General features: G+C 25.4%; 12 protein-coding genes. 3 read left to right on the forward strand and 9 right to left on the reverse strand.

What is annotated here, in order from left to right:
- Nucleotides 1–86: 86 nt before the first annotated feature.
- The 3 genes from ACRDDE_RS08835 to ACRDDE_RS08845 all read right to left on the reverse strand — a co-directional run bounded on the left by ACRDDE_RS08835 (nucleotide 87) and on the right by ACRDDE_RS08845 (nucleotide 2906).
- On the reverse strand, nucleotides 87–776 hold the full coding sequence (locus ACRDDE_RS08835) for a bacteriorhodopsin (RefSeq protein ID WP_438626906.1): 690 nt from the start codon (nucleotides 774–776) through the stop codon (nucleotides 87–89).
- Nucleotides 777–876: 100 nt separating this feature from the next.
- Complete coding sequence (locus tag ACRDDE_RS08840) at nucleotides 877–1515, reverse strand: pentapeptide repeat-containing protein (RefSeq protein WP_438626907.1); 639 nt, start codon at nucleotides 1513–1515, stop codon at nucleotides 877–879.
- Nucleotides 1516–1517: 2 nt separating this feature from the next.
- Nucleotides 1518–2906, reverse strand: coding sequence for an MATE family efflux transporter (locus ACRDDE_RS08845; protein ID WP_438626908.1), 1389 nt, complete (start codon nucleotides 2904–2906; stop codon nucleotides 1518–1520).
- 141 nt (nucleotides 2907–3047) lie between these two features.
- Here ACRDDE_RS08845 and ACRDDE_RS08850 point away from each other — a divergent pair, with 141 nt between their 5' ends.
- A complete protein-coding gene (locus ACRDDE_RS08850; protein WP_438626909.1) occupies nucleotides 3048–4235 on the forward strand; it encodes a class I SAM-dependent methyltransferase in 1188 nt (395 codons plus the stop codon).
- Between the two features lie 191 nt (nucleotides 4236–4426).
- Here the strand turns inward: ACRDDE_RS08850 and ACRDDE_RS08855 are convergent, their stop codons facing one another.
- Nucleotides 4427–5092 carry an ABC transporter ATP-binding protein gene (locus tag ACRDDE_RS08855; protein ID WP_438626910.1) on the reverse strand — a complete coding sequence of 222 codons (666 nt, stop codon included), beginning with the start codon at nucleotides 5090–5092 and terminating at the stop codon, nucleotides 4427–4429.
- Between the two features lie 20 nt (nucleotides 5093–5112).
- Nucleotides 5113–7701, reverse strand: a complete 2589-nt coding sequence (locus ACRDDE_RS08860; RefSeq protein WP_438626911.1) for an ABC transporter permease — start codon at nucleotides 7699–7701, stop codon at nucleotides 5113–5115.
- Between the two features lie 215 nt (nucleotides 7702–7916).
- Here ACRDDE_RS08860 and ACRDDE_RS08865 point away from each other — a divergent pair, with 215 nt between their 5' ends.
- Together ACRDDE_RS08865 and ACRDDE_RS08870 are read left to right on the forward strand one after the other, a co-directional pair.
- The gene (locus ACRDDE_RS08865; RefSeq protein WP_438626912.1) at nucleotides 7917–8636 is read left to right on the forward strand and encodes a response regulator transcription factor; all 720 of its coding nucleotides are present in this window, start codon (nucleotides 7917–7919) and stop codon (nucleotides 8634–8636) included.
- The gene (locus tag ACRDDE_RS08870) at nucleotides 8605–10146 is read left to right on the forward strand and encodes a histidine kinase dimerization/phospho-acceptor domain-containing protein (protein WP_438626913.1); all 1542 of its coding nucleotides are present in this window, start codon (nucleotides 8605–8607) and stop codon (nucleotides 10144–10146) included. The genes ACRDDE_RS08865 and ACRDDE_RS08870 overlap by 32 nt, the downstream gene beginning before the upstream one ends.
- 37 nt (nucleotides 10147–10183) lie before the next feature.
- Here the strand turns inward: ACRDDE_RS08870 and ACRDDE_RS08875 are convergent, their stop codons facing one another.
- The 4 genes from ACRDDE_RS08875 to ACRDDE_RS08890 form a co-directional block, all read right to left on the reverse strand.
- A complete protein-coding gene (locus ACRDDE_RS08875) occupies nucleotides 10184–12691 on the reverse strand; it encodes an ABC transporter permease (protein WP_438626914.1) in 2508 nt (835 codons plus the stop codon).
- Nucleotides 12692–12699: 8 nt separating this feature from the next.
- Nucleotides 12700–13362 (reverse strand): ABC transporter ATP-binding protein, encoded by a 663-nt coding sequence (locus ACRDDE_RS08880; protein ID WP_142730456.1) that lies wholly within the window; start codon nucleotides 13360–13362, stop codon nucleotides 12700–12702.
- A 158-nt stretch (nucleotides 13363–13520) separates the two neighbouring features.
- Complete coding sequence (locus ACRDDE_RS08885; protein ID WP_438626915.1) at nucleotides 13521–14951, reverse strand: GHKL domain-containing protein; 1431 nt, start codon at nucleotides 14949–14951, stop codon at nucleotides 13521–13523.
- Nucleotides 14945–15655, reverse strand: a complete 711-nt coding sequence (locus ACRDDE_RS08890; protein WP_220796794.1) for a LytR/AlgR family response regulator transcription factor — start codon at nucleotides 15653–15655, stop codon at nucleotides 14945–14947. Before ACRDDE_RS08890 ends, ACRDDE_RS08885 begins: the two co-directional genes overlap by 7 nt.
- Nucleotides 15656–15943 lie beyond the last annotated feature (288 nt).

The raw sequence follows: 15943 nt of genomic DNA on the forward strand, positions 1-15943 counted from the left end.
AAATTCTATATTAAAAAAAATATTTTTCATAAAATTTTTATTTTATGACAAATTAAAATGAAACGTTAAATTTAAATTATAATTTTTTAATATTGTTTAATTTTATTTACCTTTTTTACTCCATGTAATGCTATAAATATAAATCCTAACTTATATATAGTAGGAATTATTATTCTAAAATATATATATAATTTATGATCTATTATATCTAAAACCCTAGGTCCTATTCCCCATAATGCAGGATATCCTATCCAAATTATTGTAGTAAACAAAGCTAGGAGTTTATATAATTTATATTCGTAACATCCTTGAAGACTAGCTATATTTTCTAAAGGTCCCCAAATTAGCCAGAAATTTATAATAAAAAACACACAACTAATCAAAAGTGTAATGCCATTTGTAAATCCAGTTGAATTGTTTGAAGTTATAAAGCTAATTGTCATAATCAAATATACAAAAATTATACTTAATACAAGCTTCTTGTTTTTATGATCATAATACATTCCAATTGATCCTAATATATTAATTAGCATAGGAGTTATAATCAACCAATCTAAATATATAATTATCATGTAAAAACTCCTACTTGGATGGATGTTCATAAAAATAGCTTTAATGATATATAAAGATGTTGAGATTAGTAACGCATAAAAACTTAAATTATAAAATTTCTTAGGAACATAATCTATCTTTTTTCTCATAAATATTATCATAAGCATTCCTACTAACATAAGGAATATACATGCCCAATTTATCAATATAATTTCGTGCTTCATTTCAATATCCTTTCATTTTTACTTATAATCCTATCTTTACCAAATTAACAAAAAATAGACTGATTAAGTTTACTAAATATTTATAACCAGCCTATTTTGTCTATTTTATTATTATTCCCATTAGTTTAGCTAACTCTAAAGTTTGTGCAACCGAAAATGTAGCTCCTCTTAAATCATTTATTTTAACTTCACAACCGTCTATACTAGAATTTGTAAAGTCAACCCCTTTTAATGGCGTTCCCCTAAATATAGAACTATTTAAATCTGAAGAATTTAATATTAGTTTATTATTTTGTACTTCTTGGAAAACTGCATTTTGGAAATCTGAATCTGTAATTAAAACTCCTTTAAATTTTGAAAATGAAAAATTAGAATATCTGCCTAAACAATCTTTAAATTCAACATCTTTTAAAATTGTATCTTCAAATAGCGTTCCAGTTAACTTGCAATTTACAAATTTAGTTCTATAAATTCCACTATCATCAAAATTAATATTTGATAGATTACAATTTTCAAATATTACATCAGTTATATCAATCTTTCTAAAATCGCAACTTTCAAATTCTACATTTTTAAATATACAAGAATTCAAACTAAGCCTAACTTCATAAATACCTGATATTGTAGTATTTTCAATTATTTTATTTTCTAAATATTCCTCTTCAAAAATTTCATCAATTACATTTGTTGGTATAACCAAATTATTGCTTATTTTTGGTTCTTGTATTTTATTTTTCATATCTAAAACTCCTTTATGTCTTTATATGACTTTTCTTTATCTTCTTTATGAGTTTCAGTTTCTTTTCCATATCCATAAACATTTCTATATCTATATATAAAAGTCACAGAAATTATCATAGATAAAACTTCTGCTATTGGTACTGCAAGCCATACTCCATTTACACCTAAAAATCTAGGTAAAATTAATATTCCTGATATTATAAATACAAATGTTCTTAAGAATGATACAGCTGCTGATATTTTCCCATTTGAAAATGCTGTAAACATAGCTGATGAGAAAATATTTATTCCCGTAAATAAAAAACTTAGTGAGAAAAGTGAAAAACCTTTATATCCTATATCAAACACACTAGTTCCTTTAGGCGAGAATATTCCTACTATATTTGGAGCAAATAATATTGCAATTATAAATAAAGTAACTGAACTCATTAATATAAATCTTATACTGTACTTAATTATTTTTTTAAGTTCTGATTTATTATCATTACCATAATTATAACTTATAATTGGCGCAACTCCAGAAGAAAATCCTATATATGCAGAATTTATTAAAAATTCTCCATATAAAACTATAGTTATAGCTGCTACTCCATCTGCTCCTAATAATTTCATCATAGATAAATTAAATAACATAGTAGTTACTCCAGTTGAAAGATTTGTAACCATCTCTGAAGAACCATTAGAACACGCTTTTAATATTACTTTTAAATCAAATCTTGGTTTTACAAAATGAATAATAGATTTCTTTTTCATAAAATATATAGTTCCAAGTACTGCTGGTATTAAATTTCCCATACCAGTTGCAATAGCTGCTCCAGATATTCCCATATTCATTGAAACTATAAATATATAATCTAAAATCATATTAGTAAGACCACCAATTATAGTCAAAGTAAGACCCACTTTTGGCTTTCCTGCTGTTATTGTTAAATATTGAAACAATAAGTTGACTATAAATGCTGGAGCAAACACAAGAAGCGCTGAAAAATAGTCTATACAATACTTATACAACTCATCTGTAGATCCTAGTAAATTCAAAATTTTATTAGAAAATATAAATCCTATTAAAGATACTAATATTCCTAAACTAACTCCTATCAATACAATTAAAGTAAAGTTTTCTTTAGCTTCTCTACTTTTATTTTCTCCTAATTTTTTAGCTATTACTGCACTTCCACCTGTAGCTAACATTACTCCAACAGCTATTACTATATTTAAAAACGGATATACTATGTTAACCGCTGACAATGCATCTGTATTTACAAACCTAGATACAAATACCCCATCAATAATTGTATATAAAGATGTAACCACCAACATAACAATAGATGGTATAGTGAACTTTATAAGTGATGAAAATTTAAAACTTTTTGATAATGAATTTTCCATATTAACCTCCTAAAAACTTTCTCTCATAATAATATAAAGTATGTAGTTACTCCATAGTCAAGTTGTATTTCAAATTTTATTGAAATTTTTTTGTTTACCTTTAAATTTTACGGGTATTGAAATTAAAGAGGTGACATTACTATGAATAATCTAGATAAAATATTTATTAAAGAATTTCTTTCAAAGCTTGATACTAATCCATTTAAGGTTAAGCTTTGGGATGGAGAAGAATTTTTAGTCGGAGAAGGAAACCCTTCTTTTAAAGTTTGTTTCAATAATCCACTAAGTAAAAAAGATTTACTTACTAGCACATCATTAACTCTAGGTGAAGCTTATATGCGTGGTGACATTACCATTGATGGAGACCTATTACTTACTCTTGATACTTTATTTGGTTGTCAAAAAGATCATTTCCACACTAACTTTGCTAAGCTTGGTAAAATATTTTCAAAAGCTGGTAGTGAGAAAAAACAAAAATCTGAAGTTTGCTATCATTACAATCTAGGTAATAATTTTTACAGTCTTTGGTTAGACAAAACACTTAGCTACTCTTGTGCTTATTTCAAAAACGAAACTGACACACTTTATGAAGCCCAAATGAATAAAATACATCATATATTAAAGAAACTTCAGTTATCTGAAGGTGAAACTCTACTTGATATAGGATGTGGATGGGGTTATCTTCTTATAGAGGCCGCAAAAAAATATAAAATAAAAGGTACTGGTATTACTTTAAGCGAAGAACAACACAAAAAATTCCAAGAAAGAATAAAAGAAGAAGGTCTTGAAGATTATTTAGAAGTTAAATTAATGGACTATAGAGATCTTGAACACTCTGGAATGTCTTTTGATAAAATAGTTAGTGTTGGAATGCTTGAACATGTAGGGCGTGAACATTATGATTTATACTTAAAAAATGTTAATAGTGTTTTAAAGCCAAAAGGTCTTTTCTTATTACATTACATAAGCGGTCTTACAGAATCTCCTGGTGATGCTTGGATAAAAAAATATATATTCCCTGGTGGAGTTATTCCTTCTTTACGCGAAATTATAGACATATTCCCTAAATACAATTTCTATACTTTAGATGTAGAAAGTTTAAGAAGACATTATACAAGAACTCTAATTGAGTGGTATAAAAACTTTGATAAAGAAAGAGATACTGTAAAAGGAATGTTTGGAGAAGAGTTTGTAAGAATGTGGGATTTATACCTTACTTCTTGTGCTGCTTGCTTCAATAATGGAGTAATAGACTTACATCAAATTTTAATAAGCAAAGGTGTTAACAACGATATTAAAATGACTAGAGCTTATATGTACGAAGATTAATTAAATTTAAAAATGAGTAAATTTCTTGTTATAATTTAAACCAATTGTGGTGGGAAATGTGTACATTTTTAAATACTACCTAAGAACATAAATATTTATATATTAATTACATATTACAAAAGCTGTCTCAAATATATAGCTTATGATAAATTTATAATTTCATTGCTATTAATTTTGAGACAGCTTTTTATTTACATTTGTATAGTTCCATCTACTATGTTAATTATTCTATCTGCTTTATTAGCTATATTTATATCATGAGTTATAACTATTAATGTTTGCTTAAACTTTCTTATAGATTTCTTTAATAAATCCATTACTTCATCTGTTGTTTTACTGTCTAAGTTTCCTGTAGGCTCATCTGCAAGAATTATACTTGGCTTTGTTGATAATGCCCTTCCTATTGCAACCCTTTGTTGTTGTCCTCCTGATAATTGACTAGGCAGATGATTTTTTCTATCTTTAAGCCCTAAAACATCTATTAGTTCACTTATGTATATTTCATCTATATCATCGTTACCTAACATTAGTGGAAGTTCTATATTTTCCTCTACATTTAGTACAGGAATTAAATTGTATTGTTGAAATACAAACCCAACTTCTTTTCTTCTATATTCTGCTAGTTCAATATCTTTTAGCTTACTAATATCTTTTCCATTTACTTTTATGCTTCCACTACTTATCTTCTCAAGCCCTCCTAATAAGTGAAGAAGTGTACTTTTACCACTTCCACTAGGCCCTATTATTGCAACAAATTCTCCCTTTTCTATATTTATATTAACATTGTTTAATGCGTTTACTTTGCTTTCTTTATTCCCATAAGTTTTTGATAAATTTATAGTTTCTAAAATTGACATATTAAATCCTCCCCATATCCTTATTCATTTATATTTATCATTTCAACTACACTTACTTTTTCTAATTTTTTAGCAGGTAAGTAAGTTGCAAGTACTCCAATTAATGCATTTATTACTATTATCGATATATAATCTATATATCTTATACTAAATTCAATCCCAAACTTAGATACTCCAAACGAATCATATGTTGTTTTATTTAGGATTAAAGATACAAATATAATTATTAAACTAGATATTGCTGTATATATAATCCCTTCAAATATTATCATTTTTCTAAAGTCTTTATTATTAAGTCCTACTGCTCTTAACATTCCAAATTCATTAGTTCTATCTACTATGCTTTGGCTTATATTATTTACTACATTCACAACCGCAATTACAAATAGCACTACTACTATAGCGGCATTAAAAACTCTAGATTTTTCATACATTGCATCAGAATTTCTCTTTTCTTCAATTATATTTCTAGCCATAGCCCCTTTAACTTTTATAGTAGTTTTTAGTATTTCATCATAAACCTTTTTGTCATTTGCACCTTCTTTTAAATTTATATTTATAGCTTGGTAAGCTTTACTATTTGTTGTTTTAGAAAATGTATCTTCGCTTACTATTACATCTATACACTCATCACTTGTGTATGTATCTTCTGCCATAAATGGATAGCTAACTACTGCACCCACTTTAAATTCTTTTTCTATGTACTTACCATCAGTATCTTCTAATCTACATGCCTCTACAGACTTTTCTCCATCTTCTCTAAATTTAACTTTAACAGTATCACCTACCTTTAAATTTGCAACAGGCTTACCGTTATCAACCTTATTATAACTTACACCCCCATCAAATTTTTCTTCAGTAACCATAGGAACATAAACTACTGCCAAATCTTCTTTTTTCATTTTTTCAATATCTATGTTTCCTTGTACTAAATAATTTTTTAATTCTTTCAAAGCTTGTTCATCATATCCTCTAAGATTTTGTTTTAATATCAACTCATCATTTATTTTGTCTTTTACAAGATATCCTTTAAAAAGGTTATTTCCTCTGATAGATTTATTTATAGAGTCAAAATAACCTTCATTAGCTATATCCCCTTTTTTTATAACCATTCTTCCATTCATTATTTGAGATTTTACTACTTCTTTCACACCTTCTACCTTTTCAATTTGTTTTATATCTTTTTTACTTAAACCATCTTTTTGATTTTCACTTCCATAGACATCAATTTTCATATCAGAATTATTATAAAGTTCTCTATCTGTAGTAAAGTCATCTGATTGAGACAAATGTGAACGATAGTTTGAGTTTATAAATAAAATTCCGCATATACTCATAGATAAAACTATCATTATAAATCGTTTTTTATTTCTTAATATGTTTTTAAAAGATATAGCTTTATATGTTTTCATATATTTACTTAAATCTTTAACACTTACCCTATTTCTTTTTATGCTATTTTCTTTTCTGTTACCTTTTATAGAGTCTATAATAGATAACTTATTTATCTTTCGATATGTAAAAAGTGATATTAAAAGTAATATTAAAACCATAAACAATATAGCTAGTATTATTTCAAATACGGGGTACACCATATGTGAATTTATAATTTCCCCATCTAAAGCTATACTTGTTTTTAATTCACTTGATTTTTTATAGGCTATCAAAGATGCTCCTAATCCTCCTAAAAGCCCTATAGGCATCCCTATAATACCTAAAGTCATTAATTCATTTAATATCAATTTAAATACCTTTGAATTTCTAGCTCCTATTGCCCTTAATACTCCATATTCTCTAAATCTTTTATATATAGATATATTAAAAATACTGTATATAACTATTCCGCATATTAAACTTATAACTAATACACTCAATATATTATCTAAACTAATATTGTTTGCATCATTTGAAATTGATATAAAATCTTCTTGAATCCCTATATTGTCTTTATTTATATTAGCTTTTTTTGCAAGTTCTAAAGAGTAATTTTGTATATCTATTTTCTCATTAAAAGCTACTCCAACTTCTAAATGTTCACTTCCCTTTTGAAGAGGTAAGTACATTTGCATTTTAGCTACTTGCTTTTCAGTAGGTCTATCTTTTATAATTCCTACTAACTTAAATTTCTCATCTTTTACATTTTTGTTTATATCTTCAATATTAAGCTTTATATTTTGATTTAATGTAGGCTGTATTCCTAAGTTTTTTAAAACCCATTCTTCAGCTACTATTTCATTTTTTTCTTTTGGGAGCCTTCCTTTTTCAAGCTTTGAATTTGATATTATATAATCATCATTACAATTTAACATTATTACAGATTGTTTTTCTTTATCTGTTGTAATTCCATGAAAATTAAAAGCACCTACATTTTCTACATCACTAGATTTTTCAATTTTTTCTAACTGATTGTAATCTAAGTCCTTGAATGTTGTATGATATATTCCCGTATTGTATTTCATTGTTTGTAATTCATTCATTTTTTCTGTTTTTGTTAAAGTTAATACTCCAACTATCATACCTACTGATAAAATGATACTTAGTATAATTGCAAATGACCTAGCCTTATAGGCTTTCATGTATCGAACTCCTAAGTTTAAATTTTTTTTCATAATTCTTCCCCTTTCTATTAAACTACTTTATCGCTACAAGAGAATTCTACATTAAATTTTTTATCAAAAGGACAATTTAGGTTCATTGTATAAACTTCTTTATTCAATTGTAATAATTACAACTTTTCGTAATAAATTCTTAATAATTTAATCTTGTGTTTATAGATTTAATGCATAAAACTCTATGTTATAATAACTTCTGAAGGAGTGATTTTATGGGTGAAAATATATTAATAGTTGATGATGATAGAGAAATAGTTGATGCTATTGAATTTTATCTAAAACCAGAGGGGTTTAATATTTTAAAAGCATATGATGGATTGGAAGCTATTGAGAATTTAATAGATAGTAATATAGATTTAGTTATTATGGATGTTATGATGCCAAACATGGACGGACTTAAGGCTACTCTTAAAATCAGAGAAAATAACAATATCCCTATAATCCTTTTATCTGCCAAAGATCAAGATATGGATAAAATCTTAGGATTAAACATGGGTGCTGATGATTATATAACTAAACCATTTAATCCATTAGAACTTATAGCTCGTGTTAAGTCTCAACTCAGAAGATTTATAAACTTAAATACAATGGGTGAAAATACCCATATTTCTAGTTGTACTAATGCAATTTTAAATAGTGGTGGGCTTTGCCTTAATAAAGATACAAAAGTAGTTACTTTAGATGGGGAAAATATTAAGGTTACTCCTATTGAATTTAAAATTTTAGAATTTTTGCTTAAAAATAAAGGAATTGTTTTTTCTTCTAAAGATATTTATGAACATGTGTGGGATGAAATAGCTTATAATTGTGAAAAAACTGTAGCTGTTCATATTAGAAGGATTAGAGAAAAGATAGAAATTAACTCAAAAGATCCTAAATATTTAAAGGTGGTGTGGGGAATTGGTTACAAAATCGAAAAAATTGCTTATTAATAATCCACTTTTAAAGTTTTTATCGTTGTTTATACTTTCTATATCTTTATCAACATTATTTGAATCATACTTATATGCTCATCGTATGAGGGAATTTGCATCAAATCAAAAAAGTTTAGTTGCTTTTATGTTGGGAGCGACCTTAATTTCTTTGATAGTTTATTTAATTAATAGAAAAGCTAATATTAAATTTCTATATTCATTAGTTAGGCTTATAAACATGTGGGCTCCCGTTGAAGCCTTAATAATTGTTATATGCTTTTTTAATTCTACTAGAAGTTATATTATACTTTATTCATTTAGGGCTTTTCCATTTGATGCAGTTATAAATGACGTGATCATTTTATCGAGTGTTTATATTACATTTCTTAGTGTTTATTATAGTAAGAATGATATAAAATCTAGATTTATAACTATTAAAATATTAGTCAGCTTTCTTTCTAAGAGTAATAAAAATACATTAAATAAAAAAATTTCATTTATATTTATTGCAACTATATTAATTCAATTTACATTCAATTATATATCAATAATTTTATTTAGCTTTCGTTCACTAGATGCATTGATTAAAGCAGCTCATCTAACTTTACCTTGCTTAATATGCTATGCTTATATTTATAAAAAGATTGAAGAAAAAGTCGATTATATAGAATATATAGATAGAAATATTAAAGATATTGAAAAAGGTGATTTAGAACATGAACTTGATGTAATAGGTAATGATGAGTTAGCCTCTATTGCACAAAGTGTAAATAATATAAGCGATGGGCTAAGCAATGCTCTTGAAAGTCAATTAAAAGGAGAAAGAACAAAAACAGAACTTATAACAAATGTTAGTCATGATTTAAAAACTCCATTAACTTCAATTATTAGTTATATAGATATTTTAAAAAATAATGAACTAGATGAACAAACAACTAAAACTTATATAGATATACTAGATAAAAAAGCTGCTAAACTTAAAACCCTTGTCGAAGATATATTCGAAGCGTCTAAAATAAGTAGTGGTGATATAGAACTTCATTTGGAAAAAACAGATATAAAAGAACTTTTAATACAAAGTATTGTTGAGCTTGACGATAAGATTGAAGCTTCTAATCTTGATTTTATAATTGATACCCCTAACTTCCCTGTATTTAGTAATATAGATGGAAAAAGAATGTTCAGGGTATTTGATAACTTGATTACTAATATAACAAAATACTCTTTGCCAAATACAAGAGTATATATTGATGTTTATACGAATTACGGATATGTTTTTATATCTATGAAAAATATATCTAATCATAAATTAAACATATCACCTAATGAGCTACTTGAAAGATTTGTTCGTGGAGATGTTTCAAGAAATACAAATGGAAGTGGACTTGGGCTTTCAATTGCTAGAAATTTAGTTGAAATGCAAGATGGATATCTTGACCTAGATATTGATGGTGATTTGTTTAAAGTTACTTTAAAGTTTGAATTACTTAATGATGGTGTTCAACTTGAAGAATGTAGTAATATATAAGTAAGGGTAGCATAATACTACCCTTACTTATTATAATTTATTCTAAAGTTTTTATTTGTTCTATAAAATCTTCACCTTGAACATTTTTTAATGTTTTCAATGTAGTTATTATAATTATTGCACTTATAACTAGTAATATTAAAATTACAGCTATTATAAACTTCAAGTTGATTAATTGAATAGTTTCAAAAGATTTTATTATTATATACCTTACTATCAAGGTAGGTATTATAGAAATAATAAAACCTACTACAATGTATATACAACTTTCTAGTACAACAATCTTTTTCACTTCATCTTTAGATATTCCTATACCTCTAAATAATGCAAATTCTCTACTTCTACTATTTATGCTAGTAACTATAGTATTACAACAGTTGAATAATGATAGTAAAACTATAACTCCAACAACTAAAGTCATAATCATAGCTTTTTGATTATCACTTTTTTCAATTCCAGCAGCTTCACTTTTATATGGAATTAAAATCCCTTTACCACTATTTTCGATTATTTGCTTTAATTCACTTTCAATATTTTTTTGATTTGAAAGCTTATTTGTCCATATATCAAACCTTTCATATGTAGAAATACCTGTAAATTTATTCATTTGATTAACGGACATAACTCCACTAATAGAAGTTCCTGCCTGTGCTGTTAATGGTAGATTTTTAATAATTCCTCCAATAATAAATTCTTTAGATTTAGTCTCTTTATAGTCACCGGTTTTTGAATCAGTTATATTGAAATTTATATTAACTTTATCTCCTTTTTTTAAATTAAGACCTTCACTAGCTATTTTATCTATATATATATATGGTTCTTTGTTTAATTTTTTTAAATTCTCTTTTCCGTCTATTAATACATCATCTAATATTTTTATATCTTCAATTCCTAAAAATTCAGTAGGATTATTATAAATTTTTTCTCCATTTTTAACTTCAGAATTTTGCTCTATATGCTTATTTGTTTTCCAATATTCAGATGTTTTGTTCATATGCTTATCATCTGTTTGTATTATAAAATGCTTATCTCTATATGCATTTACTTCTTTTATACCCTCTATATTTTGTATATATTTTAATGTAGTTTTATCATAACTTTTTTCATTTTTAGTCACTGTATTTATATCTATATTGTGAAGTAAATACTCACCTGGTATCCACCATCTCAATCCTCCATCATTTAAAAAGTTACTAGTTGATTTAGTATATACTGTGAACATTAAAAAGAATATTATTACCATTGATGTTATAGCTACATTCGTACGCTTTTTATTTCTTTGTATATTTTTAGATGCTATGTTTCCATAATCTTTGTAAAATTTGTTCATAAATTTACTTATTATTGATTTTTGATTTATTTTAATTTTTTCATCATTTCTTCTTATACAAATCATAGGGTCTATTTTAGAACATAGTCTAAGTGGTTTATATACAGATATTATTACAGTAAATATGCTAAGTAATGCTGATATTATATATGTACTCATATAATTTGGACTTTTTATTGAATTTGCATAATCAATGTTATATATTACTCCTATTACATAATCTCTAAATAAATTTGATATAACTTCTCCTAATAACAACCCTATTGGGATACTTATAATAGAGTATATAAATATTTCTAATATCATAATTTTTGATACATCTTTTGGTATAAATCCTACTGCTCTTAATATACCAAAATCCTTTGTTCTATTTGATACTAATATATAAAATATGTTGTATATAAGCAATATTGTAGTAAATGCTAGAACCATATTAATTATTATATATGGTATTTTTAAGCTCATACTATCTGACATTGCTATTATCAACTTATTGTTTAAATTCATATAATCTTTATTTAAGTTTTCTTCTTTCACAAGTTTTTCCACTTGCTTAGGTATATTTTTTTCTTTTTTAAAAGTTAACATAACTTGGTCGTATTTATCTTTAACTGGTATGTTTTTGATAGCACACTCTTCACTTATAGCTCCTATAGACATGCCTTGTTCTTTTAAAATAGAGTCTGATTTTAAAATACCTACTATCTTGAAATCTTTTTTACCTGTATATAAAGTACTTCCATTTGCTTTAGGTTTCATATAATTTAATTTTATTGTTTGTCCTATTGGATTTTTCATTTTCTTTTGATCTATATACCATGAATCTACTGCAATTTCATTTTCCTTTGTTGGTAACTTTCCTTCTTTTAATTCATAACATTTGTTTATTTCTTGTGCTACCTTATCATCCCATAATATTTGTAATGTCTGAGCATGCCCAATATCATGAAGTCCTAAAAGCATAGATTTGCCTACTTTATCTACTCTAGAGTTATTTTCTATATCTTTTACCTGCTTGTTAGTTGGATTCCAATATGAAACATTTTTTAACCCTAGTTCTTGTTTTGCTTGATTTATCATTATATTTCTTGCATCTTCACTTATTATATTCATTACTAAAAAAAGCGCAGTTGAAATTATAATACTTACAATTATTAATAATGAATTTTTCTTATTTTTCATAATATAACTTTTAACTACATCTATAAGTTTCATAATCTCACCTACTCCCTAATAAATCCATCTTCTATTTTAATAATTTTATCTGCATATTTAGCAATATCCATATTATGAGTTATCATTATTATCGTCTGATTATATTTTTTCTGAGATTCTTTTAAAAGATTTAATACTTCACTTTCTGTTTTTGTATCTAAATTTCCCGTAGGTTCATCTGCAAATATAATAGCAGGCTTATTTACAAGTGCTCTTCCTATTGCAACCCTTTGTTGTTGACCCCCTGACAATTGATTTGGTAAGTGATTTTTTCTTTCTTTTATATTAAGTAACTCCATCAATTCATTTACGTATCCATCATCTTGATTACTTGTATTTATAGTTGGTAATTTTATATTTTCTTCTACTGTTAAAACTGGTATTAAGTTGTATGATTGAAATATTAATCCTATTTTTTCTTTACGAAGCAATGATCTTTCTTTTTCATTTAAAGAAGAAAGATTTGTATTTTCTATAATTACATCTCCATATGTAGGGGTTTCAAGTCCTGCCATTATATGAAGAAGTGTACTTTTCCCACTTCCACTTTTTCCTACTATTACAACAAACTCCCCTTTGTTTATTTCTAAGTTTATATGGCTTAACGCCTTTACCTCTGTTTCATTCTCTCCATATACCTTACTCAAATTTTTTATTTTTAAAATTGACATATTTACCTCCTAAAATCCCCATAAGTATTTTCATAAAAAATATATATTTTATTTAATCTTTTAACAATATAAAAGACACAACTGGGTATTTTTTAGATATAACTGGGCAAAAAAAGAACATCTAATTGTTTAGATGTTCTTTTTCCTTACTTTTATCACTATGCATTTTTTATGTATAAATTATTTTCATTAGGTTTTAAGGGTATACAAATATTTATTAAAAATCTAGTATTTAAATCATTCACTTCTAAATTTCCATTATATTTTTCTATAGAATTTTTCATACTACTTATACCTATTCCATGTAAAAACTTATCTTTTTTATTAGTTAAAATCTTACCACTTTTTAATTTAATTATATTATTTTTTGGATTTTCACATTTTATAATATATAGGCTTTTAACTATAGTTCCTTTTATGTTAATTTTCTTTGAAATACTATTATCTTCTATATTTTCACAAGCTTCTATGGCATTATCTATCATATTTGAAAATATACTACATACATCTGCTGAGTCTATAAAATTACATTCTTTAAAATTTATATTAGCTATCAAATCTATTCCTTTGCTTTCACAAATACGTTTTTTATCATTTAATATAATATCTAAAATCATATTATTTGTATTAAATATAGAGTTACACTCTTTAAGTTGGTTATTTATACTTTCTACATATTCATTTTTACCATACATATTTTCTATACATATCATATGATTTTTCATATCATGATATAATTTTTTAACTTTCATTTGAGATTCTTGCATATTCAAATAATACTGATGCTGTAATTGTATATTTTCTTTTATACACTTATTTTCTGCCCTTAATTTACTATCTTTTATAACTCTTATTATTAACCACATGAAAAATATGTTTAAAATAAGTATGCTACTTGAAATTAATACAATTACAAAATCTAAAGCAAAATTTGTTATTGATTGTGTTGTTTTATATATAGTTGCAAATATTAATATAGCACTTAATAAATTTAATATTATTGAAAAAAATATATATTTATATTGCGTGTTATTTAGACTAAATTTTAGCTTTAAGGCTTTAGTTATTGATACAATATATATTAACAATAAATTTGTTAGTATATTTACTTCTAAAAAAACTAGTTTTGCATATCTGAATGTATAATACCAATAATCACTTAAATTTAGATAGTCCATACCTTCTAATCGATTGCATATTAATATTAAAAAAGCATATGTTCCCTCATTAAGCAAACCTAAAAATAAAATATAACCTATACTTGCAATTAAACTTTTAATAGATTTCATTTCATAGTTGATTTTTACAAATATAATAATTAAAGTTACAGATATTAATACTTTGGTAGATTTAATTATTGGTGTCCATAATTCGGCTTCTTTAATTGTCCAATTAGCTTCTGCTATTATACTAACTGCAATAATTTTACATATAGAAAATAATAAAATAAAAATAATTAAATTAGTAACTATCTTTTTTCTATTATTTTTTAACTCTACAAATTCATTTAATAATACATTTAAAGTTATCAATTCTATAGAAGAAGATATTAATATAATTAATAAGTAAACACAATTTTCCTTTAACATATTATTGACCCCAACATGTTTGTTAATTTAGTTTTTAAATTGCTCATTCTGTGTTTGCTAACAGGTATCTCTTCATTTTTTATCATAACATTATCTTTTCCTATAAAATCAACATGCTCCATATTTATTAAATAACTCTTATGACATCTAAAAAAATTATGTACTAATAACTCTTTTTCTAAATTTTTAATCCTATTCTTAATATTGTAATCTCTATCTAAGGTGTGAATTGTTATATCTTTTTTTATAATTTCTATATATGTAATATTTTTAATAGATACTTTATGCTTGCTTCCATTTTCCTCTACAATCATAAAGTTATCTCTTTTGTTTATAATATCTGATATGCAGCTTAAAATATTTTCTTTTAAATCTTCATGTTCTATTGGCTTTAATAAGTATCTGTATGCTCTTACCTTATACCCCTCTTGTACATACTCAATTAGTGAAGTTATAAAAATTATTTCTGAAACACTATTTTTTTCTCTAATTTTTTTTGCAACATCCATACCTGTTATTTCATCCATTTGTATATCTAGAAAAAATATATCTATATCTTCAATTTCAGAGCTTAAAAGTTCTTCTCCTGATTTAAATTCAAATATCTCAACCTTATTCGAAATTTCATCGAATATATTAAATATCGAATTATATAAATTACTTCTTTGTGACTCATCATCTTCACAAATAACTATTCTATACAATAAAATCTCCCCTATCTTATATATCTTTTCAATTAACCCATATATATATTACCATATTTTTACACAACCTATATTCAATATAATTTAAAGCACAAAAATTCGCTTCGCTCATGTCGCTCAAATTTCATGTCGTCAACGTCCACTCGATAAACTCGTGTCCCGTTACTCAAACGACTTCGTCCGTTGCTCAAAAATCTTTTTTCACGCTCAAAACATGCAATATTGATATAACTAAGTCTCAAAGGTCATCCATAAATTTTTCGTAAACGTAATTCATTTAAGCGCAAA

The organism is Paraclostridium sp. (genome assembly GCF_051656405.1).
Classification (GTDB): Bacteria; Bacillota; Clostridia; order Peptostreptococcales; family Peptostreptococcaceae; genus Paraclostridium.